Source organism: Thalassococcus profundi, assembly GCF_003344785.1.
Lineage (GTDB): Bacteria > Pseudomonadota > Alphaproteobacteria > Rhodobacterales > Rhodobacteraceae > Puniceibacterium > Puniceibacterium profundi.
Map to the genome: position 1 here is coordinate 17,293 of NZ_QPMK01000003.1, position 26,037 is coordinate 43,329.

Below are 26,037 nucleotides of genomic sequence, written 5' to 3' on the forward strand. Positions count from 1 at the left end.
CAGCGGGGGTGCATGCGATGATTCCGGTCAAGGGATACGACGGTCAGGTGGTGGCGGTTCTGGGGCTCGGACGCTCCGGCCTGTCGGCGGCGCGCAGCCTGCGGGCGGGCGGAGCCGTGCCGGTCTGCTGGGACGATACGCCGGCGGCGCGCGAAAAGGCCGAGGCAGAGGGGTTCGAGGTCCGGGACCTGGGCCGCGACGGTGGCTTCGATGACGTGACCTGCCTGACGGTGAGCCCCGGCATTCCGCATCTCTATCCCGCGCCCAACCCGGTGATCGCCCGCGCCTGGGCGGCGGGAGTGCCGGTCGACAACGACATCGGCCTGTTCTTCCAGTCGCTTGGCACGGAAACCTGGGACGATTTCGACACGATCCCCAAGGTCGTGGCGGTCACTGGGTCGAACGGCAAATCCACCACGGCGGCGCTGATCCACCACATTCTCGTGGCGTCGGGCCGCGAAACCCAGCTGGCGGGCAACATCGGGCGCGGGGTTCTGGACATCGATCCGCCGGGCAATGGCGGCGTGGTGGTGCTGGAGTTGTCCTCCTACCAAACCGACCTCGCGCGGGCGCTGACGCCCGACGTTGCCGTGTTCACCAACCTCTCGCCCGACCACCTTGACCGGCACGGTGGGCTTGGGGGGTATTTCGCCGCGAAGCGCCGCCTATTTGCCGAAGGCGGGCCGGATCGGGCGGTGATCGGTGTGGACGAGAATGAGGGGCGTTACCTGGTCAACCAGCTCAGCGCCGGGCGCGGCGACGACCGGGTGATCCGCGTGTCGTCGGGGCAGAAGCTGAGCGGGCCGGGCTGGGACGTCTTTGCGCGCAAGGGGTTCCTGACCGAGTGGCGCAAGGGCAAGCAGGTGGCGGCGATCGATCTGCGGCAGGTCAAGGGCTTGCCGGGCGCGCACAACCACCAGAACGCCTGCGCCGCCTATGCCGCCTGCCGGACCTTGGGACTGGCACCGCGCCAGATCGAAGCGGCATTCCACAGCTTTGCCGGTCTGCCGCACCGCAGCCAGATCGTCGCGGAGGTGGGTGGAGTGACCTACGTCAACGATTCCAAGGCGACCAACGTCGACTCGGCGCTCAAGGCGTTGCTGGCCTTCGACCGCATCCGCTGGATCTGCGGCGGGCTGCAGAAGGAAGGCGGGCTGGAGGCGCTGACGCCCGGCTTCGATCATGTGGTCAAGGCCTACGTGATCGGGCGGGAGGCGACGCAATTTTCGCTGGGATTGCAGGGGCTCGACGCGGAGATTTGCACCGATATGGCAACGGCCGTCGCGCGTGCAGCCGCGGAGGCGCAACCGGGCGAGACGGTTCTGTTGGCCCCGGCGGCGGCGAGTTTTGACCAGTACGACAATTTCGAGAAGCGTGGAGAGGATTTTATCGACAAAGTTCAGGGGCTTATGCGCTGATCTTCCGAGATGGCCTGCCCCGCAGCCCAGCCCGAGGACCAGGCCCACTGGAAGTTGTAGCCGCCGAGCCAGCCGGTGACATCGACCGCTTCGCCGATGAAGTAGAGGCCCGGAATTCTGTTCGACATCATGGTCTTGGAAGACAGGCTTGATGTGTCGATGCCACCCAGCGTCACTTCTGCCGTGCGGTAGCCTTCGGTGCCCGAGGGGCGCTGGTGCCAATGATGCAAGGCCTCGGCCAGCGCGTCGATGCGGGCATCGCTGAGATCTGCGAGATTGCCTTTGAGGTCAAGCGTCTGGCCGAGGTAGTCCACCAGCCGCGCGGGCAGGTGCCGCGCGAGTTCGGTGGTCAGGGCGCGCTTGCCGGACTGCTGCCGCGCATCGCGCAGGAGTTGCGCCAAGGGCTGACCCGGCAGCAGGTCGATTTCAAGACTTTCGCTTTCACGCCAGTAGCTTGACGCCTGAAGCATCGCCGGACCGGATAGGCCGCGATGGGTGAAGAGCAGCGCTTCGTCGAAACTGGTGCCGCCGGCGGTGACGCGGGACGGGGTGGCGACACCGGCCAGCGCGGAGAACCGGCCTTCGGGGAAGGTGAAGGGTACGAGGCCCGGGCGCACCTCGGTCACCGGGTGGTCGAACTGCCGGGCGATGTCATATGCCAGACCCGTGGCGCCCATCTTGGGTATGGACTTTCCGCCCGTGGCAATAACGAGGTTTCTGCACCCCAAATCAATGGCTTGTCCGTCTTTCTCAACGCGCGCTGCGAAGCCTGCGTCGGTCCTGCGCAGGTCGCGCAGGGCGGTGGAGAGCCAGAGTTCGGCCCCCGCCATCTCGGCCCGCAACATGGCGATGATGTCGCGGGCGGAGGTGTCGCAGAAAAGCTGGCCCAGCGTCTTTTCGTGCCAGGGGATGCCGTGCTTCTGCACCAGGTCGAGGAAATCCCACTGGGTGTAGCGGCTGAGGGCGCTCTTGTGGAAATGCGGATTCCGGCCAACGAAACACGCGGGATCGACGCCGAGATTGGTGAAATTGCAGCGCCCGCCGCCGGAGATGCGGATCTTTTCGCCGGGATTGCGGGCATGGTCGATGACCACCGTGCCCGGTCCGGCATGGGCGGCGCACATCATGCCGGCAGCGCCGGCGCCGAGGATCAGGGTGGCGATCTGCATGGGTCTCTGAACCATGCCGCGCACAGCGGCGCAAGATCGCGGTGGGGTGCCGGGGGCGGATTTATGTGGCGGGATTCGGCCAAAGTCGTTAGACTGCGCGTCAGACCCGGAAAACCGGGCGGCACGAGGCAGTGAAGGCGGGCGGCATATGACAGAGATGGTCTATGGCACGATTCCGGTGCGCGACGGCGAACCGGTCTTGCCGAAGTGGTGGCGGACGGTCGACAAGTGGTCGCTGTCCTGCATTCTGATCCTGTTCGGGATCGGCCTCTTGCTCGGGCTCGCGGCCTCGCCGCCGCTGGCCGAGCGCAACAACCTGCAGCCTTTTCACTACGTGCAGCGGCAGGCTTTCTTCGGGGGGCTTGCGCTGACGGTCATGGTGCTGATGTCGATGATGTCGCCGCAGGTGGTGCGGCGGGTCGCGGTGGTGGGGTTCCTGATCTCCTTCGTGGCGATCGCGCTGCTGCCGATCTTCGGCACGGATTTCGGCAAGGGGGCGGTGCGCTGGTATTCGCTGGGCTTCGCGTCGTTGCAGCCGAGCGAATTCCTCAAGCCCGGCTTCGTGGTCGTCACCGCCTGGATGATGGCGGCGAGCCAGGAGATCAATGGCCCGCCGGGCAAGCTCTGGTCGTTCTCGCTGGCCATCGCCATCGTGCTGATGCTGGCGCTGCAGCCGGACTTCGGCCAGGCGTGCCTCGTGCTCTTTGGATGGGGGGTCATGTACTTCGTTGCCGGAGCGCCGATGCTGCTTCTGGTGGGCATCGCTGGAATGGTGGTCCTTGCAGGCACCTTCGCCTACGAGAATTCCGAGCATTTCGCCCGCCGGATCGACGGTTTCCTGAACCCCGAGGTCGATCCGACGACGCAGCTGGGCTACGCGACAAACGCCATCCAGGAGGGCGGGTTCTTTGGCGTCGGAGTCGGCGAGGGGCAGGTGAAATGGTCTCTGCCCGATGCGCACACCGATTTCATCATCGCCGTGGCCGCCGAGGAATACGGGCTGGTTCTGGTGCTTTGCATCATCGCGCTTTACGCGGCCATCGTGGTGCGCAGCCTGATCCGGCTGATGCGCGAGCGCGATCCCTTCATCCGGCTGGCGGGCACGGGGCTGGCCTGCATGTTCGGCGTGCAGGCGATGATCAACATGGGCGTTGCGGTGCGGCTGCTGCCCGCGAAGGGCATGACGCTGCCGTTCGTCAGCTACGGCGGATCTTCGCTGATCGCGGGCGGAATTGCCGTCGGCATGCTGCTGGCCTTTACACGGGTGCGTCCGCAGGGCGAGATAGGCGACATTCTGCGGGGCAGGCCGCGGTAGCAAGCAGGGACGGTGGGTTGCAAACCCACCCTACGCGTGAGGCATATGGCACAGACGGACCGACAGCCGCTTCTGGTGATCGCCGCAGGCGGCACGGGCGGGCACATGTTCCCGGCCCAGGCGCTGGCGGAACAGATGCTGCGCCAGGGCTGGCGGGTGAAGCTGAGCACAGATGCCCGCGGCGCGCGCTACACCGGCGGCTTTCCGGACGCGGTCGAGATCGAGGAGGTGAGCAGCGCCACCTTCGCCCGCGGCGGCCTCGCGGCGAAGCTGGGCGTGCCGTTCAAGATCGCGGGCGGCGTCCTTGGCATGGCGGCGCGGATGCGCCGGGACCGGCCCGATGCGGTGGTGGGCTTCGGCGGCTACCCGAGCATCCCGGCGCTGGCGGCGGCGACCCTGCTGCGGCTGCCGCGGATGATCCACGAACAGAATGGCGTGCTGGGCCGGGTGAACAAGCTGTTCGCCAGCCGCGTGCACCTCGTGGCTTGCGGCACCTGGCCCACCGACCTGCCCGAGGGCGTCGAGGGCGTGCATGTGGGCAATCCGGTGCGGGCGGCGGTGCGCGACCGGGCCGGGGCGGGCTACATCGTGCCCGGCGACTACCCGATGTCGATCCTCGTGATCGGCGGCAGCCAGGGCGCGCGCATCCTGAGCGACGTGGTGCCGCCGGCCATCGCGGCGCTGCCGATGGCGGCACTCAGGCACCTGCGGATCAGCCACCAGGCCCGCGAGGAGGATGCGGAGAGGGTGGCGGAGTTCTACGCGCAGAACGGCATCGACGCGGATGTGCAGCCGTTCTTTACCGACATTCCCACCCGGATGACCGAGGCGCAGCTGGTGATCTCGCGCTCGGGTGCGAGCAGCGTGGCGGATATCAGCGTGATCGGACGTCCGTCGATCCTGATCCCCTTTGCCGCGGCAACCGGCGATCACCAGACCGCCAATGCCCGACAGCTGGTCGAGGCGGGGGCGGCGATCCGGATCCCGGAATCGAAACTGAGCATCGACGATCTGACCGCCGCGATCCTGGCGATTCTGGACAATCCGGACGGCGCATTGCACATGACCCAGGCTGCGCTGGCCGTATCGAAACCCGGGGCGGCAGAGGAACTGGCCGCGCTCGTGCAATACCTGGCCCATGGTGAGGTCGGGGATCATAACGGAGGCGAGGCAGATGAAAATTGAAAAAATACCAGGAGGTGCCGTGATGAGCGCCGCAACCAAGCTGCCCGGGGATGTGGGCCCGATCCACTTCGTCGGGATCGGCGGCATCGGCATGTCGGGCATTGCCGAGGTGCTGCTCAATCACGGTTACGTGGTGCAGGGGTCCGACCTCAAGCGGTCGAAGATCACCGACCGGCTGGAGAGCCTCGGCGCGCATATTTTCGAAGGGCAGGCGGCGGAGAACCTCGAGTCGGCCGAGGTCGTGGTGATCTCTTCGGCGATCAAGGCCGGCAATCCCGAGCTTGACGAGGCGCGCCGGCGCGGCATGCCGGTGGTGCGGCGGGCCGAGATGCTGGCGGAGCTCATGCGGCTCAAGTCCAACATCGCGGTGGCGGGCACCCACGGCAAGACGACGACCACCACGATGGTGGCGGCGCTGCTGGACGAAGGCAAGTTCGATCCCACCGTCGTCAACGGCGGCATCATCCACAAGTACGGGTCCAACGCCCGCATGGGCACCGGCGAATGGATGGTGGTGGAGGCCGATGAGAGCGACGGCACCTTCAACCGTCTGCCCGCGACCATCGCCATCGTCACCAACATCGACCCCGAGCACATGGAGCACTGGGGCGATTTCGATAGCCTTCGGCGCGGTTTTTACGAATTCGTCAGCAATATCCCGTTCTATGGCCTGGCCGTCTGCTGCACCGACCATGAAGAGGTTCAGCGCCTGGTGGGCCGGGTCACCGACCGGCGGGTGGTGACCTACGGCTTCAACGCCCAGGCGGACGTGCGTGCGGTGAACCTGCGCTACGAAAAGGGCGTGGCGCATTTCGACATCCTGCTGCAGGCGGAGGGTACGAAGATCGAGGGATGCAGCCTGCCGATGCCGGGCGATCACAACGTCAGCAACGCGCTGAGCGCCGTGGCGGTGGCCCGGCATCTGGGCATGAAGCGCGAAGAGATCCGCGCGGCGCTGGCCGGGTTCGGCGGGGTGAACCGACGGTTCACCCGCGTGGGCGAGGTCAACGGCGTCGCCATCATCGACGATTACGGCCACCATCCGGTGGAGATCGCAGCCGTGCTCAAGGCGGCGCGCCAAGCCACCGAGGGCCGGGTGATCGCGGTGCATCAGCCGCACAGGTATTCGCGGTTGAGTGCGCTTTTCGATGATTTCTGCGCCTGTTTCAACGAGGCCGACGTGGTGGCCATCGCCGAGGTCTATGCCGCCGGCGAGGACCCGATCGAAGGCGCCAGCCGTGACGACCTGGTCGCGGGGCTGATCCAGCACGGTCACCGGCATGCGCGGGCCATCGTCGACGAGGACGACCTTGAACGGCTGGTGCGCGAACAGGCGCGGCCGGGCGACATGGTGGTCTGCCTCGGTGCGGGCACGATTTCGGCCTGGGCCAACGGCCTGCCGAAACGCCTGGCCTCGTGAGAGCGGCGGGGTTGCCGGGGGCGCTGCCCCCGTCGCCCGGAGGGCGACTCCCCCGGAGGTTTAGGGGCAAGATGAAGATCGGGCTCGTGCCATGAGCGCGGCGCTGGTCACGGCCTGTTTCTGGGTGCTTGCCGCGACCCTTACGGCATTGCTGCCGATGCGGCGGCAATACGTGCCGGGGCTGGCGCTGCTGGTGACGGCGCCGGTCCTGCTGGCCTGGCTGGGCCATGTGCACGGCGGCGCGGTCTTTGGCCTGTGCCTTGCGGCGGTCGTGTCGATGTTCCGCAACCCGTTGAAATATTTCCTGGCCCGCCTGCGCGGGGCACAGCCGGAGAGGCCGGAATGAATACCTCGTTGATCCTGGCCCTGCTCTGGGCGCTGTCGGCGAACGTGCTGGCGATGATCCCGTCGCGGGATCATCACTGGACGCGGGCCTATATCCTCATCGCGCTGGGCATTCCGCTGCTGGGCTACGTCACGTGGGAAAACGGACCCTGGATCGGGCTGCTGGCGCTGGCGGCGGGCATGTCCGTTCTGCGCTGGCCGGTCCGCTATCTTTGGCGTTGGCTGCAGGCACGGGTGGGGCGCGGCGCCTGAGGTCCTACGGTTTCTGTTGATCGGCCGCTGCGCGATGGGGCAGACTGGCGGCGATGGTCTATGTCCTGCCTCTTGTCTGTTTCGTCGCGGCGCTGATCGTGGCGCGCTGGGCGCTCTTGCAGCGGCTTGGCGCTGTCGTCCTGGCGGCGGCGCTGATGGTCGTGGCGGCGGCGGCCTGGGCGATCTGGGCCGGGCGGCAGCAGACCGGCTGGGACGGGATCGGCTATGCGATCTTCGCGACGCTGATCTGCGCGCCGGTCCTGCTGGGCGGCGGACTTGGCGCCCTGCTGGGCTGGTTGCGGCGCAGGCGGGGCGGGGCATGATCCGTTCCGGGCCCGGATCGGGCGGCGCGGGGCTTGCCACCGCCGCCCCCGCGGATTAGCAGGGCGGCATGATCCATGATCTGCCCGAGACCCGGGGGCGGCTGACGCCCGGAAAGCTGCTGTCGGAGCTGACGTGGCTGCGCGTGGGCGGAGCGGCGGATGTGCTGTTCCAGCCCGCCGATGTCGAGGACCTTTGTACCTTCCTGGGCGGCCTGAACGTTGAGGTGCCGGTCTTTCCCATGGGGGTCGGCAGCAACCTGATCGTGCGGGACGGCGGTTTGCGTGCGGTGGTCATTCGGCTGGGGCGGGGGTTCAACGCGATCGAGGTCGAGGGAACGCGCGTGACGGCCGGAGCGGCGGCGCTGGATGCGCATGTGGCGCGGCGCGCGGCGGAGACGGGGGTGGACCTGACCTTTCTGCGCACGATCCCCGGGTCGGTCGGCGGCGCGGTGCGGATGAACGCCGGCTGCTACGGCTCTTACGTCGCGGATGTCTTTGTCGAGGCGACGGCGGTGACGCGCGAGGGCGCGCTGGTCACCGTGACGGCGCAGGATCTGGATTTCGCCTATCGGCAGACCCGACTGCCCGAGGGCTGGGTGATTGTCGAGGCGACATTCGAGGGAGTGCCGGGCGATCCGGACGCGCTGGCCGACAAGATGACGGATCAGCTGGCCCGCCGCGATGCCAGCCAGCCGACCAAAGACCGCACCGCGGGCAGCACTTTCCGCAATCCGGCGGGGTTTTCCAGCACGGGGCGCGCCGATGACAGCCAGGATCTCAAGGCCTGGAAGGTCATCGACGACGCCGGCATGCGCGGCGCGCGCCGGGGCGGGGCGCAGATGAGCGAGATGCACTCGAACTTCCTTGTCAACACCGGCACGGCCACGGCGGCCGATCTGGAGGGATTGGGCGAAGAGGTGCGAAAAAAGGTTTTCCAACACAGCGGAATAGAGTTACACTGGGAAATCATGCGCATCGGGGAACCGGCGCAGGAATAAGGGCGAAAACGCCCGGCAGAAAAGAGCGACCACAGGCAGGTTGCAACCAAGAACAAGGGGCAAAGCCCCGGGACATTGAGGCGGTTTGGGATGTCGAGCAGGGCATTCCCGAAAGTGGCGGTATTGATGGGCGGACCCTCGGCCGAGCGCGAGGTGTCGTTGAGCTCTGGGCGCGAATGCGCCGCTGCTTTGCGGGATCAGGGATACGAGGTGATCGAGGTCGATGCCGGCCCCGACCTCGTGACGCGTTTGCAGGACGCCGCGCCCGACGCCGTTTTCAACGCACTTCATGGACGCTGGGGCGAGGATGGCTGCGTGCAGGGTGTGCTGGAATGGCTGCGGCTGCCTTACACGCATTCCGGCGTGCTGGCCTCGGCGCTGGCGATGGACAAGGAACGGTCGAAGGACGTCTACCGCGCCGTCGGTCTCCCGGTGGTGGAGAGCCTACTGGCACCCAAGTCTCAGGTCATGGCGGGGCACGTGATGACGCCGCCCTACGTGGTCAAGCCCAACAACGAAGGATCGAGTGTCGGGGTCTACCTGGTGCAGGAGGCCGCCAACGGCCCGCCGCAGCTGTCGGACGACATGCCCGGGACGGTGATGGTCGAGGCTTTCGCGCCGGGGCGCGAACTGACCGCCACGGTGATGGGCGACCGGGCACTGACAGTCACGGATATCCTGACCGACGGCTGGTACGATTACGATGCCAAGTACAAGCCCGGCGGGTCGCGCCATGTGGTGCCCGCCGAAATCCCGCAGGACATTTTCGACGCCTGCCTCGACTACGCATTGCGCGCACACGCGGCGCTGGGGTGCCGGGGCGTGAGTCGCACGGATTTCCGCTGGGACGAGAGCAAGGGCCTTGCGGGGCTGGTACTGCTTGAAACGAACACGCAGCCGGGAATGACCCCGACCTCGCTGAGCCCCGAGCAGGGGGAATGCGTCGGCATCTCGTTCGGCGAGATGTGCGCCTGGATGGTGGAGGATGCCTCGTGCAACAGGTGAGCCGACCGGACCCCGCCCCGTCGAAGCTGCGCTATCGCCTGCAGCGGGTGATGCTGACGCCGGCCTACCGGCTGCTGCTGCGGGTGGGCCTGCCCTTTGCGGTGGCCTTTGGCGGCGCGACCTGGTGGTTCTCGATCCCGGAAAATCGCGACGCTTTCCACGGAGTCATTGCCGATGCCCGCGCGGCCATCGAGCAGCGCCCCGAATTCATGGTCAAGCTGATGGCCGTCGACGGCGCGAGCGAAAGCGTCTCGGCCGATATTCGCACGGTTCTGCCGGTGCGGTTCCCGGTGTCGTCCTTCGACCTCGACCTCGATGCGATGCGCGCGAAGGTCGTGGCGCTGGACGCGGTGGAGAGCGCGCGGCTGCGCATCCGGCAGGGCGGGGTGCTGCAGGTCGAAGTGACCGAACGCGTACCGGCGGCGCTTTGGCGGACCTCCGAAGGGCTTTTGATGCTGGACAAGGGCGGCGTCTACGTCGGCCCCGCCACCGCGCGCGGCGATTACCCGGACCTGCCGGTGATCGCGGGCCGGGGGGCGGATGGGCATGTGGCCGAAGCCCGTGCGTTGCTGGAAGCGGCGCGGCCGCTCTGGCCGCGGTTGCGGGGATTCGTACGGGTCGGTGCGCGGCGCTGGGACGTGGTGCTGGACCGCCAGCAGCGCATCCAGCTGCCCGAGGAGGGCGCTGTGCTGGCGCTCGAGCGGGCGATTGCGATGGACCAGGCGGTAGACATGCTGGCCCGCGACCTGGCGACGGTCGACCTGCGGCTGCCGCAGCGTCCGACGCTGCGGATGAACGGCCACGCGGTGCAGGAATGGTGGCGGATCACGTCGATCGAGGTAGGGAACAGAACGGAATGATCGAACTATATGAATCCCAGCGGGCCATGCGCAACATGCGCAAGGTGGCGATGCAAAGGGGCGTGATCGCGATCCTTGACGTGGGCAGTTCCAAGATCGCCTGCCTGGTGCTGAGGTTTGACGGCACCGACCGCAGCCTCGAAACCGACGGCATCGGGTCGCTGGCCGGGCAATCCGGGTTCCGGGTGATCGGGGCGGCGACGACACGGTCGCGCGGCGTGCATTTCGGCGAGATCGACGCCATGGGCGAAACCGAGCGCGCCATTCGCACCGCGGTGCAGGCGGCGCAGAAGATGGCGCAGGTCCGGGTGGATCACGTCATCGCCTGTTTCTCGGGGGCCGAGCCGCGCAGCTACGGGCTGGAGGGCAAGGTCGATATCGCCGACACGATGGTCAGCGAGCAGGACATCGCCCGGGTGCTGAGCGCCTGCGACGTGCCGGATTTCAGTCCGGGGCGCGAGGTGTTGCATGCGCAGCCGGTGAACTTTGCGCTGGACCACCGGTCGGGCCTTGCCGATCCGCGTGGACAGATCGGGCAGACCCTGAGCACCGACATGCACATGCTGACGGTCGATGCCATGGCGATCCAGAACCTCGCACATTGCGTGAAGCGCTGCGACCTGGAACTGGCCGGTATCGCAAGTTCCGCCTATGCCAGCGGCATCTCGTCGCTTGTCGAGGATGAGCAGGAGCTGGGCGCGGCCTGCATCGACCTGGGCGGCGGCGCGACCGGTGTGTCGATCTTCATGAAAAAGCACATGATCTATGCGGACAGTGTGCGGATGGGCGGCGATCACGTCACCGGCGACATTTCCATGGGGCTGTCGGTGCCGATGGCCACAGCCGAGCGGATCAAGACCTTTTACGGCGGAGTCGTCGCCACCGGCATGGATGACCGCGAGATGATCGAGATCGGCGGCGACACCGGCGACTGGCATCACGACCGTCGTACGGTCAGCCGCGCCGAGCTGATCGGTATCATGCGGCCGCGGGTCGAGGAAATCCTCGAAGAGGTGCGCGCGCGGCTCGACGTGGCCGGTTTCGAACACCTGCCCAGCCAGCAGATCGTTCTGACCGGTGGCGGCAGCCAGATTCCGGGGCTGGACGGGCTGGCGTCGAAAATCCTTGGACAACAGGTGCGACTCGGTCGGCCGCTGCGGGTGCACGGGCTGCCGCAGGCGGCCACCGGACCGGGATTCGCAAGCGCGGTCGGGCTGTGTCTTTTCGCCGCTCACCCGCAGGATGAGTGGTGGGATTTCGAAATTCCGGTCGAACGCTACGCCGGCAGATCGATTATGAAAGCGGTAAAATGGTTTCGTGACAACTGGTAACAACGATATCTTGATGTGTCGGCAATATCCCGCAGGCGCACGTCAAAAAAATGCCATATATGGTGTTAATCGGACGTTTTTCGCGTGACGAAAAGGGCCGAAATCGTTAATACTGTGCGGGAATAGGTGCATAAAAGGCCTGAACGGGCCATAACAGCAGGCGGACAGATCATGACTTTGAACCTTTCGGTGCCCGGACAAGAAGACTTGAAGCCCCGGATCACGGTGTTTGGCGTAGGCGGTGCCGGTGGCAACGCGGTCAACAACATGATCGACAAGGAATTGGATGGTGTCGACTTCGTGGTCGCCAACACCGACGCGCAGGCGCTTCAGCAGTCCAAGTCCACCAGCAAGGTTCAGCTGGGCGTGAAGGTCACCGAAGGTCTTGGCGCAGGCGCACGGGCCTCCGTCGGCGCCGCTGCCGCAGAAGAAAGCATCGAACAGATCGTCGATCATCTGGCGGGCGCGCACATGTGCTTTATCACTGCCGGGATGGGCGGCGGCACCGGGACCGGAGCGGCGCCGATCATCGCGCAGGCCGCGCGGGAGCTGGGCGTGCTGACCGTCGGCGTCGTGACCAAGCCCTTCCAGTTCGAGGGCAACAAGCGGATGAAGCAGGCCGAGGACGGCGTCGAGGCGCTGCAGAAGGTCGTCGACACGCTGATCATCATTCCGAACCAGAACCTGTTCCGTCTCGCCAACGAGAAGACGACCTTTACCGAGGCCTTCTCGATGGCCGACGACGTTCTTTACCAGGGCGTCAAGGGCGTGACCGACCTGATGGTGCGTCCGGGCCTCATCAACCTCGACTTCGCCGACGTGCGCGCGGTGATGGACGAGATGGGCAAGGCGATGATGGGCACCGGCGAGGCCGACGGCGAGGATCGCGCGATCCAGGCCGCCGAGAAGGCGATCGCCAACCCGCTGCTGGACGAGATTTCGCTGCGCGGGGCCAAGGGTGTGTTGATCAATATCACCGGCGGGCACGATCTTACGCTGTTCGAGCTGGACGAGGCGGCCAACCGCATCCGCGAGGAAGTGGACACCGATGCCAACATCATCGTCGGCTCGACCCTCGACGACACGATGGAAGGCCGGATGCGCGTATCGGTCGTGGCCACCGGCATCGACGCGGTCGACGTGAACACCGAGATTCCGGTGCCGCGCCGGTCCCTGGCACAGCCGCTGCGCCAGGCCGAGGCGCCCGCCGCCGCGATCGAGAAGGCGCCGGAGCCTGCGCCCGCACCGGTCCAGGAGCGCCCGCAGGTCGCCGCGCGCCGGGCCGAGCCGGAATACGAAGAGGACGAGCCCTCGCTGTTCGAGGGGATGGGCGCCGAGCGTCATGCCGCGAACGAGCAGATGGAAACCATCTTCGACGATGCGCAGGACGACGCCGCAACCGCCGACGACGGTCTGCCGCCGCCGGCCTACAAGCCGCAGGTCGCTGCGTTCCAGCCGCGCGAAGAAGAGATCGAAGCCGAGGCCGAGAGCTTTGTCGCGCCGCGCGCACCGGCGCCCGGCACCCCGTCGCCCGAGGCCCTGGCCCGCTTGCAGCAGGCGGCGTCCCGCGCCCGTCCGCAGCAGCCGCAGGCCGCGGCGCAGCAGCCGCGCGCCGCAGCCCAGCCTGCCCACGAGGGCGAAAAGCCGCGGTTCGGCATCAACAGCCTGATCAATCGCATGACCGGCCACGGCCAGGAGGCCGCCGCCCCGGCGCCGCGTCGCCAGCAGCCGCCGGTGCAGGCCCGCCGCCAGCCCGATCCGATGATCGAGCCGGAAGCCGATCCGGATCAGGAACGGATCGAGATCCCCGCCTTCCTGCGGCGTCAGGCCAACTGAGCCCAACCCTTTCGACGACATGAAAGCGCCTCCGGAGAGATCCGGGGGCGCTTTGCGTATGTGGTGTTGCGAAGGGTCGCGCCGCACCGTGCGGTGACATCAGCCGGCGTTAAGGCTGGCTCCATAGATTGCTTCTCGAAGGCGGGCTGATGCGGCCCATGGCGGGACGGGCGCCCCGGCCAGGCAATACGAGGAGCGACGGCATGGTATTTCAGTTCTTGCGGCAGCAGGCAGCCTCGGCGGAGGTGCCCGAGGCAAAGGCCTCGGCCACCGGGCCGGTGGTGGCGCATCTTTCGACCGGCCGCGTGGCCTGGTCGGCGCGCGACACCGTGTCGCTGAGCAAGACCGGTTTCATCGGCAATCCGGTGGCATTCCGGGCGGTCAAGCTGATCGCTGAAGCCGCGGCGGCACTGCCGCTGGTGTTGCAGGATGCCCGGCAGCGCTACGAAACCCATCCGCTGATGCGGCTGGTGCAGCAGCCCAACGCCGGGCAAGGCCGGGCGGAACTGCTCGAGGCGCTCTATGGCCAGCTGCTCTTGTCCGGCGACGGCTATGTCGAGGCGGTGAGCGGCGAAAGCGGCGTGCCGGTGGAACTGCATGTGCTGCGGTCGGACCGGATGCGGCTGGTGCCGGGGCGCGATGGCTGGCCGGTGGCCTATGAATACAGTGTCGGCGGGCGCAAGCACCGGTTCGATGTGACCGGAACGGTGTCGCCGATCTGTCACGTGAAAAGCTTTCATCCCCAGGACGACCATTACGGGCTCAGCCCGATGCAGGCGGCGGCGCAAGCGCTGGACGTCCACAATGCCGCCTCGCGCTGGTCCAAGGGATTGCTGGACAACGCGGCGCGGCCGTCGGGGGCGATCGTCTACCAGTCTGCCGACGGGCAGGGCACCATGAGCCGGGACCAGTACGAGCGGCTGGTCAGCGAGATGGAGACCCATCACCAGGGCGCGCGCAATGCCGGGCGGCCGATGCTTCTGGAAGGCGGACTGGACTGGAAACCGATGGGGTTTTCGCCGGCCGACATGGAATTCCAGAAAACCAAGGAAGCGGCGGCGCGCGAGATCGCGGTGGCCTTCGGCGTGCCGCCGATGCTGCTGGGAATTCCCGGCGAGGCGACATTCGCCAACTACCAGGAGGCGCACCGGGCGTTCTACCGCCTGACGGTCCTGCCGCTGGCGACGCGGGTCACGGCGCGCCTGGGCGAGTGGTTGTCGGGGCATTTGGGCGAGGCGCTGGAGCTCGGGCCGGATCTCGACAAGGTGCCGGCGCTGGCGGCCGAGCGGGATGCGCAATGGGCGCGGATCGCGGGCGCCAATTTCCTGACGGCGGCGGAGAAGCGGGTGCTTCTGGGGCTGCCGGTGCTGGAGGCGGATCATGGGTGAGCCGCGGCCGGGATTCGAAGCCTTCGAATGCGCGCCGGGCCTGCGGCTCGAGGCGCATGAACGGGTGAGCGCGGTGATGTTCGAAACCCTGACCGCACGGCTTGACCGGATCGAGGCGCTGATGGAGCGGCTGGAGCGGCGGTTGTGGCTCACCGTTTACGGCATCGTCGGGGTGATCCTGGCGCAGGCGCTTCAGAGTGTGTTGGACGTGGTGCCCTGAGCGGGGTCCAAAATTCCACGGGAATTTTGCCAAGACTTTCCGGGGAAAGTCTTGCGCGGAAAATTCGAATTTTCCGGTCCGTTTTCCTCGAGGAAAACGTGCCCGAGGGCGGATGAAAGGACGAAACATGGAACTTGAGCGCAAATTTTGCCCGACGGGCGGCGAGCTGACCGTCAAGGACGGGTTGAAGGTCGAGGGCTATGCCAGCCTGTTCGGTGCCTGCGACCAGGGTAACGACGTGGTGCATGCCGGGGCCTACGGAGCTTCGCTGAAACGGCTGGGGATCGAAGGCCGGGCGGTCAAGATGCTGTGGCAGCACGATCCGGCGCAGCCCATCGGCATTTGGGACGAGGTGCGCGAGGATGCGCGCGGCCTGTACGTCAAGGGGCGTCTGCTCGACAGCGTGGCGCGGGGCCGGGAGGCAGCGGCGCTGATCGCGGCGGGCGCGATCGACGGGCTGTCGATCGGCTATCGCACGGTGCGGGCCACGAAGAACGACAAGGGCCAGAGGCTCTTGACCGAACTGGAGCTTTGGGAGGTGTCGCTGGTGACCTTCCCGATGCTGCCCAGTGCGCGGGTGGCGGCCAAGGGCGAGAGCCCGGCGGATGCCGCGCTGCGTGAATTGGCGCAGGCGCTGGAAGGTGCGCGCCGGGAGATGGCGGGCGGCTGAGGCCGCGGCGCCCCTAACAACGGGACCAACTCGATGAGTACAGCCGAGATCCATTCTCGGAACGGGGAAGATTCGTCTCCGTTCACCCGGGTGAGCACCGCCGTGGCGGGACTTGTCTGGGATATCAAGGGCCTGCGGGCCGACCTTTACGAAAAGCTTCAACAACAGGAAGAGCGACTGACCATGCTTGATCGGAAATCCGCGACGCGCCCCGCGCTGTCTGTCTCGGCTGACACCGAGGCGCCTCACCAGAAGGCGTTCAACGCCTACCTGCGCACCGGTGACGATGACGGGATGCGCGGGCTGGAGCTGGAAGGCAAGGCGCTGAGCACTGCCGTCAACAGCGAGGGCGGCTATCTCGTCGATCCGGTGACCGCGGAAACGGTGAAATCGGTGCTGGCGGCGACTGCCTCGATCCGGGCCATCGCCAACGTGGTCAACGTCGAGGCGTCGTCCTTCGACGTGCTGATCGACCGCAACGACGCAGGCGCGGGCTGGGCCGACGAAACGACCGCGACGACGGAGACCGGGACGCCGACCATCGAGCGCATCTCGATCCCGCTTTACGAGCTCAACGCGCTGCCGAAGGCCAGCCAGCGGCTGCTGGACGACAGCGCCTTCGACATCGAGGCCTGGCTTGCGGGCCGCATCGCCGACAAGTTCGCCCGTGCCGAGGCGGCGGCCTTTGTCAGCGGCGACGGCGTCGACAAGCCGCGCGGCTACCTCGATCACGACACGGTCGACAACGATGTCTGGACCTGGGGCAACATCGGCTACGTGCCCACCGGCGTCGATGGCGGCGTCGGTGACGGCGACGCGATCATCGACCTGGTCTATGCGCTGGGGGCGCAGTACCGCGCCGGTGCGACGTTCGTGATGAACTCCAAGACCGCGGGGGCGCTGCGCAAGCTCAAGGATGCGGACGGCCGTCACCTGTGGTCCGATGGCTTTGCCGCGGGGGAGCCGGCGCGTCTGCTGGGGTATCCGGTGCTGATCGCCGAAGACATGCCGGACATCGCCAGCGGCGCCGATGCCATCGCCTTTGGCGATTTCGGCAGCGGCTACACGATCGCCGAGCGTCCCGACCTGCGGGTTTTGCGCGATCCGTTCAGCGCCAAGCCGCATGTGCTGTTCTACGCCACCAAGCGCGTCGGTGGCGACGTCAGCGATTTCGCCGCGATCAAGCTGCTGCGCTGCGCCGTGTCGTAGGCGGGACCGTGAACATGGCGGCGGGTTCCTCGGGATCCGCCGTCATGGGGCGCGCACCGAGTGACAGCTTGCGTTGTCTAGCTGCCCCTCCGTCCGAACAACGTGAGAGGTGCGTGCCCACCTAGGCTCCGTTGTCGGAGCGGAGATGGGATTTCGGAGAAGAAAGATGATGTTAGTCGAAGAGACGACGATCCCCGACGCGGCGCTTCCGCTGGATGTCCTCAAGCGTCACCTGCGGTTGGGAACCGGCTTTGCCGAGGACGATCTGCAGGACCCGGTTCTGATCGCCTTTCTGCGGGCGGCTGTTTCGGCGATCGAGGTGCGGACTGGCAAGGCGCTGATTTCGCGTGGTTTTCTGCTGACGCTTACGGCCTGGGGCGATCCGTCCGCGCAGGTTCTGCCGCTGGCGCCGGTCACGGCGATCACCGAGGTCGCGCTGGTGGACCGGCTGGGCGTGTCGCAGGTCGTCGATCCGGCGCACTACTGGCTGGAGCGGGATGCGTCGGCGCCGCGTCTGCTGCCCACCGGCACCGCCTTGCCGCAGGTGCCCACGGCGGGGGCCGTCGAGGTGCGGTTCGAGGCGGGGTTCGGTGCCGATCTGGGCGACTTGCCCGCCGATCTCGCGCAGGCGGTGCTGCTGCTGGCGGCGCATTACCACGAGTACCGGGATGAAACCGCCCTGGCGCAGGGCTGCATGCCCTTCGGCGTCTCGAGCCTGATCGCCCGTTACCAGCCGATGCGCATCGGGTTCGCGTCATGAAGCGGCCCGATCTCAGGCACGCGCTGGTTCTGGAGGCGCCCGAGACCAGCCCCGATGGCGCGGGCGGCTGGACGACCTCCTGGACCGAGATGGGCACCGTCTGGGCGGCGCTGTTGCCGCGCAGCGGGCGCGAGAGTACCGGCGAGGCGGGGGCGCTTGCTACGGCGAACTACCGCATCGTCGTGCGCGGCGCGCAGCAGGGCCACGGCGCGCGGCCGCAGCCGGGGCAGAGGTTTCGTCTGGGCGTGCGGCTCTGGGCGATCCAGGCGGTGACCGAGGCAGATGCGCAGGGCCGGTACCTGACCTGCTATGCGCAAGAGGAGGTGGCGGCATGAGCTATGGCAACACGGCGGCGCTGCAGGCCGCGGTCTATCAGCGCCTGGCGTCCGTCGATGCGCTGATGACGCTGACGGGCGGGCATATCTACGATGCGCTGCCGGCGGGGACGCCGCCCGAGCTTTACGTCACGCTGGGTGCCGAAAAGGTCCGCGACGCCTCGGACGGCAGCGGCGGCGGCGCCTGGCACGACTTCACCGTCGCGGTGATCACGGAAGGCGCGGGGTTCCAGGCGGCCAAGGACGCGGCCGCAGAGGTCAGCGATGCGCTGGTCGATGCGCCACTGAGCCTGAGCCGCGGCAGCCTGGTGAGTCTGAGGTTCCTGCGCGCTCGGGCACGTCGAGAGAGCGGCGGGCTGCGGCGGATCGAGATGACATTCCGCGCCCGCGTGAGCGACGACTGATCCGCGTGGCGGAGGATTTTGACCGGCGGCATCGTCCGCCCTGCACTCGAGGAGAGACGCAATGCCTGCACAGAATGGCAAGGACCTTTTGGTCAAGGTGGACCTGACCGGCGACGGGCAGTTCCAGACCATGGCGGGGCTGCGCGCCACGCGCGTGACCTTCAACGCCGAGACCGTGGACGTGACGACCCTCGACAGCGCCGGGGGCTGGCGCGAGCTGCTGACCGGGGCGGGTGTCAAGAGCGCCGCGATCTCGGGCTCGGGGGTCTTTCGCGATGCCGACACGGACGAACGCGCCCGGCAGATCTTTTTCGACGGCGAGACGCCGGATTTCCAGATCATCATCCCCAATTTCGGCACCGTCGAGGGCGCTTTCCAGCTGACCAGCATCGAATACGGCGGGTCGCACAACGGCGAGGCCACATACGAGGTGTCGCTGGCCTCGGCGGGGCAGCTGGTCTTCGTGGAGGCGGTCTGAGCCATGGTCAACCCCTGGCGCGGAGAGGTCGAGCTGGTGATCGACGGCAAGCCGCAGACGCTGCGGCTGACGCTGGGCGCGCTGGCGGAGCTGGAGGCGGAGCTGCAAAGCGGGTCGCTTGTCGATCTGGTGCAGCGGTTCGAGTCCGGCGCGTTCAGCAGCCGCGATGTGCTGGCGCTGGTGGTCGCGGGGTTGCGCGGTGCGGGTTGGCAGGGGCGCGGCACGGACCTTTTGCAGGCCGAGATCGCTGGCGGGCCGATGGCTGCAGCGCGGGCGGCGGCGGAGCTGCTGGCGCGGGCCTTCATGCTGCCTGGGGCAGGGGCCGATGACGGGCTTTGACTGGCCCGTCCTGATGCGCGCTGGAATGCGCGGGCTGGGTCTGCGCCCGGAAGAGTTCTGGGCGCTGACACCGGCGGAATTGCAGCTGTTGCTGGGCGAAAGCTCGGGCGCGGCGCCGATGGGACGGGCGCGGCTCGATGAGCTTGTGGCGGCCTATCCGGACAGGATCAAGGAAACGGGCGATGACTGAAGTCGAGACCATGGAAGACCAGGTGCAGGCGCTGGAGACCGCGCTTGGTGGCGCTGCGGGTATGGCGCAGGGGTTCAATGCTGAACTCACGCGTATTCACCAGACATTTTCCGACACCGGGCGCAACGTGTCGAAGCTGGAAAGCAGCCTGAGCCGCGGGTTGAGCCGGGCCATCGACGGGGTGGTCCTGGACGGCATGAAGCTGTCGGGCGCGCTGGACCTGGTGGCGAAGTCGCTGATCGACACGGCGTATCGCGCGGCGGTGAAGCCGGTGGCGGATCACGTCAGCGGGCTGTTCAGCGCCGGTGCGTCGGCGCTCTTCGGCGGGTTCACCGGGTTCGAGAAAGGCGGCGGCTTCTCGCAAGGAAGGGTGGTGCCGTTTGCCACGGGTGGCGTGGTCAGCGGCCCGACGACCTTTCCAATGCGTGGCGGCATGGGCCTGATGGGCGAGGCGGGGCCCGAGGCGATCATGCCGCTGAGCCGTGGACCGGACGGGTCGCTGGGCGTGCGCGCGCAGGGCGGCGGACGGCCGGTGACCGTGGTGATGAACATACAGACGCCGGATGTGCAGGGTTTCCAGCGCAGCCAGAGCCAGATCGCGGCGCAGATGGGCCGGGCGCTGAGCCGCGGCGCGCGCAACCGCTGATCCGATCCAACGGCCGAGCCAAGGAGACAGGCATGAATTTTCACGAAGTTCAATTCCCGGCGAGCCTGAGCTTCGGGTCCATGGGCGGCCCGGAGCGGCGCACCGACGTGGTGACGCTGACCAACGGTTCAGAAGAGCGCAACACGCCGTGGCAACACGCCCGCCGCCGTTATGACGCCGGGCTGGGGATGCGCTCGCTCGACGATATTGCCGAGTTGATCGCTTTTTTCGAGGCGCGGCGCGGGCAGCTTTACGGGTTCCGCTGGAAAGACTGGTCGGACTTCAAATCCTGCAAGCCGTCGGGGAAGGTTCGTTACGACGACCAGGTCATCGCCATCGCCGATGGGGTGCGGACGGAGTTCCAGCTCACCAAGATTTATCGCTCGGGCGGGGTGGCCTACCAGCGGCCGATCACCAAGCCGGTGGCAGGCACGGTGCGGGCCGGTATCCAGTCGGACGAACAGCGCGAGGGTTTCGATTACGAGGTCGACACCTCCAGTGGCGTCATCACCTTCGCGCATCCGCCGGTGGCCGAAGTCGAGATCAGCGCCGGGTTCGAATTCGACGTGCCGGTGCGGTTCGACGCCGACCGCATCCGCACCAGCGTCGCCAGTTTCCAGGCGGGCGAGGTTCCGGACGTGCCGGTGGTCGAGGTGCGGGTCTGATGGAGATGAACAGCGATCTCGCCGCGCATCTGCGGACCGGCCTGACCAGCGTGGCCCGGGCCTGGGAGGTGACCCGCACCGACGGGCTGCGGCTGGGCTTCACCGATCACGACGGCGACCTTGTCTTCGACGGGCTGACGTTTCGTGCCGACACCGGCCTCACGGCGATGGCCTTGCAGCAGAGCACCGGCCTGTCGGTGGACAATACCGAGGCGATGGGCGGCCTGAGCTCCGATGCGATCCGCGAGGACGATATCAAGGCCGGGCGGTTCGACGGTGCGACGGTCACCGCCTGGCTGGTGAACTGGCAGGACGTGGCGCAGCGGCAGGTGCTGTTTCGCGGCACGATCGGGGAAATCCGCCGCTCGGGCGGGGCGTTTCACGCCGAGTTGCGCGGTTTGTCCGAGGCGCTGAACCGGCCGGTGGGGCGGGTGTTCCAGAAACCCTGCACCGCCGTGCTGGGGGATGCGCGCTGCGGCTTTGCCGTGACGGTGCCGGGCTATACGCACGAGGCGGCCCTGGTCGAGACCGATGGCGCGCGTGTGCTGAATTTCGGGCCGCTGAGCGGTTTCGAGGCCGACTGGTTCCAGCGCGGGCGGGCCGAGGTGCTGAGCGGCGCTGCCAAGGGGTTGAGCGGCACGATCAAACGCGACCGGGTCGATGGCACCGGCGCGCGGGTGATCGAGCTCTGGGAGCCGCTGCGGGCAGACCTGCAGGCGGGTGACGTGGTGCGGATCGTTGCGGGCTGCGACAAGCGGTTCGAGACCTGTCGGCTCAAGTTCAACAACTTGCTGAATTTTCAGGGCTTCCCGGACATTCCCGAAGACGATTGGCTGATGGTCCACCCCACCAATGCCAAGAGCCAGTCCGGTGGGAGCCGCCGATGAGTCAAGGCCAACGCATCGTTGCCGCTGCGCGCGGCTGGATCGGCACGCCCTACGTGCACCAAGCCTCGAGGCGTGGGGCGGGCAGCGATTGCCTTGGGCTCTTGCGCGGCGTCTGGCGCGAGGTGCTGGGGGCGGAGCCCGAGGCGGTGCCGGCCTACACCATGGACTGGTCCGAACCGCAGGGCGAAGAGCGTCTGTGGATCGCGGCCCGGCGGCACCTGCGGCCCAAGCCGCGCGGGGACGAGGCGGCCGGTGACGTGCTGCTCTTCCGGATGCGCGACGGGTCGGTGGCCAAGCACCTTGGGCTGCAATCCGACACCGGGGCGGCGGCGGCCTTTGTGCATGCCTATTCCGGCCACGGGGTGATCGAAAGCGCGCTCAGCGCGCCCTGGCGGCGGCGCATCGCGGCGCGCTTCGCCTTTCCAACGGAGGTTCTTTGAATGGCGACGATCCTGTTTTCCGCGGTTGGCGCGGCTGTCGGCGGGTCGCTGGGCGGTTCGGTCCTGGGCTTGTCCTCGGTCGCGGTGGGCCGGTTCGTCGGCGCGACGCTGGGCCGGGCGCTGGACCAGCGGCTGATGGGGCAGGGCGCCGAGACGGTCGAGACCGGCCGGGTCGACCGGTTCCGCCTCACGGGCGCGGGCGAAGGCACCGCCATCGCGCAGGTCTACGGGCGGATGCGGGTCGGCGGCCACGTGATCTGGTCCACCGAGTTTCGCGAGCATGTGAAGAAGAGCGGCGGGGGCGGCGGCGGCAAGGGCGCGCCGAGCCAGCCCAAGGTCAAGAGCTACAGCTATTCTGTGAGCCTGGCGCTGGCGCTTTGCGAGGGCGAGATCACCGGGGTCAACCGGGTCTGGGCGGATGGCGCAGAGATCCCACTGCGCGACCTCAACATGCGGGTCTATACCGGCAGTCGCGACCAGCTGCCCGATCCCAAGATCGAGGCGGTCGAAGGTACCGGTACGGTCCCGGCGTATCGCGGCACGGCCTATGTTGTGATAGAGGATCTGCAGCTCGCGGCCTTCGGCAACCGCATCCCGCAGTTCAACTTCGAAGTGACCCGGCCCGACCAGTCAGACCCCGAGGATGTCACCCGCGCGGTGCGCGGCGTGGCGATGATCCCAGGCACCGGCGAATATGCGCTGGCCACGGAACCGGCGGTGATCAAGTACGGCAAGGGCTCGAGCGGGCTGGCCAATGTCAATTCGCCCGCCGAAGAACCGGATTTCAACGTCTCGCTGCGCCAGTTGCAGGACGAGGCGCCGAATTGCGGCGCGGTGTCCTTGGTGGTGAGCTGGTTCGGCGACGACCTGCGCGTGGGCGAATGCCGCCTGCGTCCGAAGGTAGAACAAAAGCAGTTCGACGGCGCAAACATGCCCTGGATAGTGTCGGGGCTTACGCGCGCGGCGGCGCAGGATGTGCCGAAGCAGGGCGGCCGGCCGGTCTATGGTGGCACGCCCACGGACCAGTCGGTGATCCAGGCCATCCGGCGGATGACCGAGCAGGGCCAGGCGGTGATGTTCTATCCGTTCATCCTGATGGATCAAATGGCGGGCAACGGGTTGCTGGACCCCTATACCGGCGCCGCGGACCAGCCGCCGCTGCCCTGGCGCGGGCGCATCACGCTGAGCGTGGCGCCCGGGCGTGACGGGTCGCCCGATGGCACGGCCGCCGCGGATGCCGAGGTCGCGGCGTTTTTCGGCAGCGCGTCGGCGCAGGATTTTCCCGGCGCTGTCGGGCAGACCACCGTGGGCTACACCGGCCCCGAGGAATGGAGCTACCGGCGGTTCATTCTGCACAACGCGGCCCTGTGCCGTGCGGCAGGCGGAGTCGCGGCGTTCTGCATCGGGTCGGAAATGCGCGGCATGACACAAATCCGTGGGGCCGCGGGCTTTGCCGCGGTTGCCGCGCTGCGCGATCTTGCCGCCGAGGTCCGCGCGATCCTTGGGCCGGAGGTCAAGATCGGCTATGCCGCGGACTGGAGCGAGTATTTCGGCCACCAGCCGCGGGACGGGTCGGGCGATGTCTTCTTTCACCTCGATCCGCTCTGGGCCGATCCGGAAATCGACTTTGTCGGCATAGACAACTACATGCCGCTGTCGGATTGGCGAGATGGCGACGCCCATGCGGATGCCGGCTGGCAGTCGATCTACAACGCCGACTACCTGCGCGCCAATATCGAGGGCGGCGAGGGGTTCGACTGGTACTACAGCTCTCCCGAAGCACGGGATTTCCAGCGCCGCGACCCGATCACCGACGGCGCTCATGACGAGGCGTGGGTGTTCCGCTACAAGGACATCCGCAACTGGTGGTCGCAAAGCCATTACGAGCGCATCGGCGGTGTGCGGCAGGCACAGCCCACCGACTGGCTGCCGGGGTCGAAGCCGATCTGGTTCACCGAACTGGGCTGCCCGGCGGTCGACAAGGGCACCAACCAGCCCAACAAGTTCGTCGATCCCAAATCCTCGGAATCGGCGCTGCCGTATTTCTCGGACGGCCAGCGCGATCCGCTGATCCAGCGGCAATATCTGCGCGCGATGCTGAGCCACTGGTCCGACCCGGCCAACAACCCGGCGGCCGAGCTCTACGAAGGCCGGATGCTGGACATGTCGCGCGCCTTCGTCTGGACCTGGGACGCGCGGCCCTATCCGTGGTTCCCGGGCAACGACACGCTCTGGAGCGATGGCGGAAATTATCGTCGCGGGCACTGGATCACCGGGCGCATTGCCGGGCGCACGCTGGCTTCGGTCGTGGCCGAGATCTGCGAACGGGCGGGCCTGCGAGACTATGACGTGAGCCAGTTGCACGGATTCGTACGCGGCTACGCCGTCACAGAGGTGGCCGATGCACGGCGGGCGATCCAGCCGCTGATGCTGGCCTATGGCTTCGACGCGATCGAACGCGGCGGCAAACTGGTCTTTCGCATGCGCACCGGCCTGCGGGCGACGCCGGTTGATCTTGAGTTGCTGGCGGTCACGCCGGAGGTGGAGGGTCGCATCCAGGAAACCCGAGGCCCCGAAGCCGAGATGGCGGGCCGCGTGCGCTTGCGCTTCGTCGAGGCGGACGGCGATCACCGGATCGTCGCCGAGGAAACGGTGCTGCCCGACGACGAGACCCATGCCGTGGCCGAAAGCGACCTGGCGCTGTCGCTGACCCGCGCCGAGGGGCGGCAAACTCTGGAACGCTGGCTGAGCGAAGCACGGCTGGCGCGCGACACGCTGAAATTCGCCCTGCCGCCGTCGCAGCTGGCGCTGGGGGCGGGGGACATCGTGTCGCTGCCGTCGGACAGAGGACCGACGCTGGCGCGCATCGACCGGGTCGAGGTCACCGGGCAGCAGCTGATCGAGGCGGTTCGGATCGAGCCCGACACCTACCTGCCCGCCACCTTTCCCGACGAGGGCGCAGACCTCCGGTCCTTTATCCCAGCAGTGCCGGTCGAACCGATCTTTTTGGACCTGCCGCTGATGACCGGGGACGAGGTGCCGCATGCGCCGCATCTGGCGATCCTGGCCGACCCCTGGCCCGGCAGCGTCGCGGTCTACGACGCGCCGCTCGATGCGGATTACGCGCTGAACCAGATCATCGCCGCGCAGGCCAGCGTCGGGGTGACCGAAACCGCGCTCTTCCATGCGCCGGCGGGGCGGATCGACCGCGGTGACCGGTTGCAGGTGCGGATGCTGCATGGGCAGATGGAAAGCACGACCGATCCAGGGCTTCTGGCGGGGCGCAACATGGCGGCCATCGGCGACGGCAGCCCGGACAATTGGGAGATTTTCCAGTTTCGCGATGCGCAGATGGTGGATGACGGGCTGTGGCAGCTCAGCCATCGGCTGCGCGGGCAGTTCGGGTCGGACGGGCTGATGCCCGAGGTCTGGGCGCCGGGGTCGACTGTCGTGCAGCTGAACGAGGTGCCGGTGCAGATCGACCTTGCGGCCGCGATGCGGCGGGTGGCGCGGCATTTCCGAATTGGTCCGGCGCGGCGCAGCTTCGACGATCCGAGCTACACCTACCAGGTGCATGCCTTCGACGGAAACGGCCTGCGCCCCTATGCGCCGGCACACCTGCGGGCGACGCCGGTGGGGGAGGGCCACCGCATCGAGTGGATCCGCCGCACGCGGCTCGACGGCGACAGCTGGGACGGTGCCGAAGTGCCGCTGGGCGAGGAGCGCGAGGCCTACCTGGTGCGGGTGCGGCGCGGCCAGACGGTGCTGCGCGAGGTCGACGTCACGGCACCGTCCTGGACCTACGGCGCGACACAGCAGGCGGCCGACCTGGCGCAGGGCGCGGTCGAGATCGCGGTGGCGCAGATATCGGCGCGCTACGGTCCGGGTCCCTTCGCGCGGATGTCCTTCGACGCCGCGCCGTGATCTTCTGGACGGATCGTCGGCCCGA

Annotated in this window: 28 protein-coding genes; 27 read left to right on the forward strand and 1 reads right to left on the reverse strand. The window is 67.6% G+C overall.

Annotated elements, in window-relative coordinates:
* The first annotated feature begins 17 nt into the window (after positions 1-17).
* Positions 18-1,418: a UDP-N-acetylmuramoyl-L-alanine--D-glutamate ligase gene (murD, locus tag DU478_RS04370; protein ID WP_114510216.1), complete on the forward strand. Its 1,401-nt coding sequence runs from the start codon at positions 18-20 to the stop codon at positions 1,416-1,418.
* Here the strand turns inward: murD and DU478_RS04375 are convergent.
* Positions 1,400-2,587: a BaiN/RdsA family NAD(P)/FAD-dependent oxidoreductase gene (locus DU478_RS04375; RefSeq protein ID WP_114509735.1), complete on the reverse strand. Its 1,188-nt coding sequence runs from the start codon at positions 2,585-2,587 to the stop codon at positions 1,400-1,402. The genes murD and DU478_RS04375 overlap by 19 nt on opposite strands.
* A gap of 148 nt (positions 2,588-2,735) precedes the next feature.
* Between DU478_RS04375 and ftsW the strand changes: the two genes are divergently transcribed.
* The 26 genes from ftsW (at position 2,736) to DU478_RS04505 (ending at position 26,012) form a co-directional block, all read left to right on the forward strand.
* Positions 2,736-3,902 carry a putative lipid II flippase FtsW gene (ftsW, locus tag DU478_RS04380; RefSeq protein ID WP_114509736.1) on the forward strand — a complete coding sequence of 389 codons (1,167 nt, stop codon included), beginning with the start codon at positions 2,736-2,738 and terminating at the stop codon, positions 3,900-3,902.
* A 45-nt stretch (positions 3,903-3,947) separates the two neighbouring features.
* The gene (locus tag DU478_RS04385) at positions 3,948-5,087 is read left to right on the forward strand and encodes a UDP-N-acetylglucosamine--N-acetylmuramyl-(pentapeptide) pyrophosphoryl-undecaprenol N-acetylglucosamine transferase (protein WP_114509737.1); all 1,140 of its coding nucleotides are present in this window, start codon (positions 3,948-3,950) and stop codon (positions 5,085-5,087) included.
* Between the two features lie 22 nt (positions 5,088-5,109).
* Positions 5,110-6,507, forward strand: coding sequence for a UDP-N-acetylmuramate--L-alanine ligase (gene murC / locus DU478_RS04390; RefSeq protein WP_114509738.1), 1,398 nt, complete (start codon positions 5,110-5,112; stop codon positions 6,505-6,507).
* 91 nt (positions 6,508-6,598) lie between these two features.
* A complete protein-coding gene (locus DU478_RS04395; RefSeq protein WP_114509739.1) occupies positions 6,599-6,853 on the forward strand; it encodes a DUF2484 family protein in 255 nt (84 codons plus the stop codon).
* Entirely contained in the window at positions 6,850-7,104 is a 255-nt protein-coding gene (locus DU478_RS04400; protein WP_114509740.1) for a DUF2484 family protein, read from the forward strand. Before DU478_RS04395 ends, DU478_RS04400 begins: the two co-directional genes overlap by 4 nt.
* Positions 7,105-7,157: 53 nt before the next feature.
* Entirely contained in the window at positions 7,158-7,427 is a 270-nt protein-coding gene (locus tag DU478_RS04405; protein WP_114509741.1) for a hypothetical protein, read from the forward strand.
* Between the two features lie 68 nt (positions 7,428-7,495).
* On the forward strand, positions 7,496-8,425 hold the full coding sequence (murB, locus tag DU478_RS04410) for a UDP-N-acetylmuramate dehydrogenase (RefSeq protein ID WP_114509742.1): 930 nt from the start codon (positions 7,496-7,498) through the stop codon (positions 8,423-8,425).
* 126 nt (positions 8,426-8,551) lie between these two features.
* Positions 8,552-9,430: a D-alanine--D-alanine ligase gene (locus tag DU478_RS04415; RefSeq protein WP_233501108.1), complete on the forward strand. Its 879-nt coding sequence runs from the start codon at positions 8,552-8,554 to the stop codon at positions 9,428-9,430.
* A complete protein-coding gene (locus tag DU478_RS04420) occupies positions 9,418-10,290 on the forward strand; it encodes a cell division protein FtsQ/DivIB (RefSeq protein WP_233501109.1) in 873 nt (290 codons plus the stop codon). The genes DU478_RS04415 and DU478_RS04420 overlap by 13 nt, the downstream gene beginning before the upstream one ends.
* A complete protein-coding gene (gene ftsA / locus DU478_RS04425; RefSeq protein ID WP_114509745.1) occupies positions 10,287-11,621 on the forward strand; it encodes a cell division protein FtsA in 1,335 nt (444 codons plus the stop codon). Before DU478_RS04420 ends, ftsA begins: the two co-directional genes overlap by 4 nt.
* 171 nt (positions 11,622-11,792) lie before the next feature.
* A complete protein-coding gene (gene ftsZ, locus DU478_RS04430; protein ID WP_114509746.1) occupies positions 11,793-13,457 on the forward strand; it encodes a cell division protein FtsZ in 1,665 nt (554 codons plus the stop codon).
* A gap of 203 nt (positions 13,458-13,660) precedes the next feature.
* Positions 13,661-14,845 carry a phage portal protein gene (locus DU478_RS04435; protein ID WP_114509747.1) on the forward strand — a complete coding sequence of 395 codons (1,185 nt, stop codon included), beginning with the start codon at positions 13,661-13,663 and terminating at the stop codon, positions 14,843-14,845.
* Positions 14,838-15,065, forward strand: coding sequence for a GTA head formation protein, RCAP_rcc01685 family (locus DU478_RS04440; protein ID WP_114509748.1), 228 nt, complete (start codon positions 14,838-14,840; stop codon positions 15,063-15,065). The genes DU478_RS04435 and DU478_RS04440 overlap by 8 nt, the downstream gene beginning before the upstream one ends.
* A gap of 127 nt (positions 15,066-15,192) precedes the next feature.
* On the forward strand, positions 15,193-15,735 hold the full coding sequence (locus DU478_RS04445; protein ID WP_114509749.1) for an HK97 family phage prohead protease: 543 nt from the start codon (positions 15,193-15,195) through the stop codon (positions 15,733-15,735).
* A gap of 33 nt (positions 15,736-15,768) precedes the next feature.
* A complete protein-coding gene (locus DU478_RS04450) occupies positions 15,769-16,944 on the forward strand; it encodes a phage major capsid protein (protein ID WP_114509750.1) in 1,176 nt (391 codons plus the stop codon).
* Between the two features lie 166 nt (positions 16,945-17,110).
* A complete protein-coding gene (locus DU478_RS04455) occupies positions 17,111-17,704 on the forward strand; it encodes a head-tail connector protein (RefSeq protein ID WP_114509751.1) in 594 nt (197 codons plus the stop codon).
* Positions 17,701-18,039, forward strand: coding sequence for a head-tail adaptor protein (locus tag DU478_RS04460; RefSeq protein ID WP_114509752.1), 339 nt, complete (start codon positions 17,701-17,703; stop codon positions 18,037-18,039). The genes DU478_RS04455 and DU478_RS04460 overlap by 4 nt, the downstream gene beginning before the upstream one ends.
* The gene (locus DU478_RS04465) at positions 18,036-18,443 is read left to right on the forward strand and encodes a DUF3168 domain-containing protein (protein ID WP_114509753.1); all 408 of its coding nucleotides are present in this window, start codon (positions 18,036-18,038) and stop codon (positions 18,441-18,443) included. Before DU478_RS04460 ends, DU478_RS04465 begins: the two co-directional genes overlap by 4 nt.
* A 61-nt stretch (positions 18,444-18,504) precedes the next feature.
* Positions 18,505-18,921: a phage major tail protein, TP901-1 family gene (locus tag DU478_RS04470; protein ID WP_114509754.1), complete on the forward strand. Its 417-nt coding sequence runs from the start codon at positions 18,505-18,507 to the stop codon at positions 18,919-18,921.
* A 3-nt stretch (positions 18,922-18,924) separates the two neighbouring features.
* On the forward strand, positions 18,925-19,260 hold the full coding sequence (locus DU478_RS04475; RefSeq protein WP_114509755.1) for a gene transfer agent family protein: 336 nt from the start codon (positions 18,925-18,927) through the stop codon (positions 19,258-19,260).
* Positions 19,247-19,450 (forward strand): rcc01693 family protein, encoded by a 204-nt coding sequence (locus DU478_RS04480; protein ID WP_114509756.1) that lies wholly within the window; start codon positions 19,247-19,249, stop codon positions 19,448-19,450. The genes DU478_RS04475 and DU478_RS04480 overlap by 14 nt, the downstream gene beginning before the upstream one ends.
* Positions 19,443-20,096, forward strand: coding sequence for a phage tail tape measure protein (locus tag DU478_RS04485; RefSeq protein WP_114509757.1), 654 nt, complete (start codon positions 19,443-19,445; stop codon positions 20,094-20,096). The genes DU478_RS04480 and DU478_RS04485 overlap by 8 nt, the downstream gene beginning before the upstream one ends.
* 32 nt (positions 20,097-20,128) lie before the next feature.
* Entirely contained in the window at positions 20,129-20,761 is a 633-nt protein-coding gene (locus DU478_RS04490) for a DUF2460 domain-containing protein (RefSeq protein WP_114509758.1), read from the forward strand.
* Positions 20,761-21,648 (forward strand): DUF2163 domain-containing protein, encoded by an 888-nt coding sequence (locus tag DU478_RS04495; protein WP_233501110.1) that lies wholly within the window; start codon positions 20,761-20,763, stop codon positions 21,646-21,648. The genes DU478_RS04490 and DU478_RS04495 overlap by 1 nt, the downstream gene beginning before the upstream one ends.
* Positions 21,645-22,088: a C40 family peptidase gene (locus DU478_RS04500; protein ID WP_114509760.1), complete on the forward strand. Its 444-nt coding sequence runs from the start codon at positions 21,645-21,647 to the stop codon at positions 22,086-22,088. The genes DU478_RS04495 and DU478_RS04500 overlap by 4 nt, the downstream gene beginning before the upstream one ends.
* On the forward strand, positions 22,089-26,012 hold the full coding sequence (locus tag DU478_RS04505; RefSeq protein WP_114509761.1) for a baseplate multidomain protein megatron: 3,924 nt from the start codon (positions 22,089-22,091) through the stop codon (positions 26,010-26,012).
* Positions 26,013-26,037 lie beyond the last annotated feature (25 nt).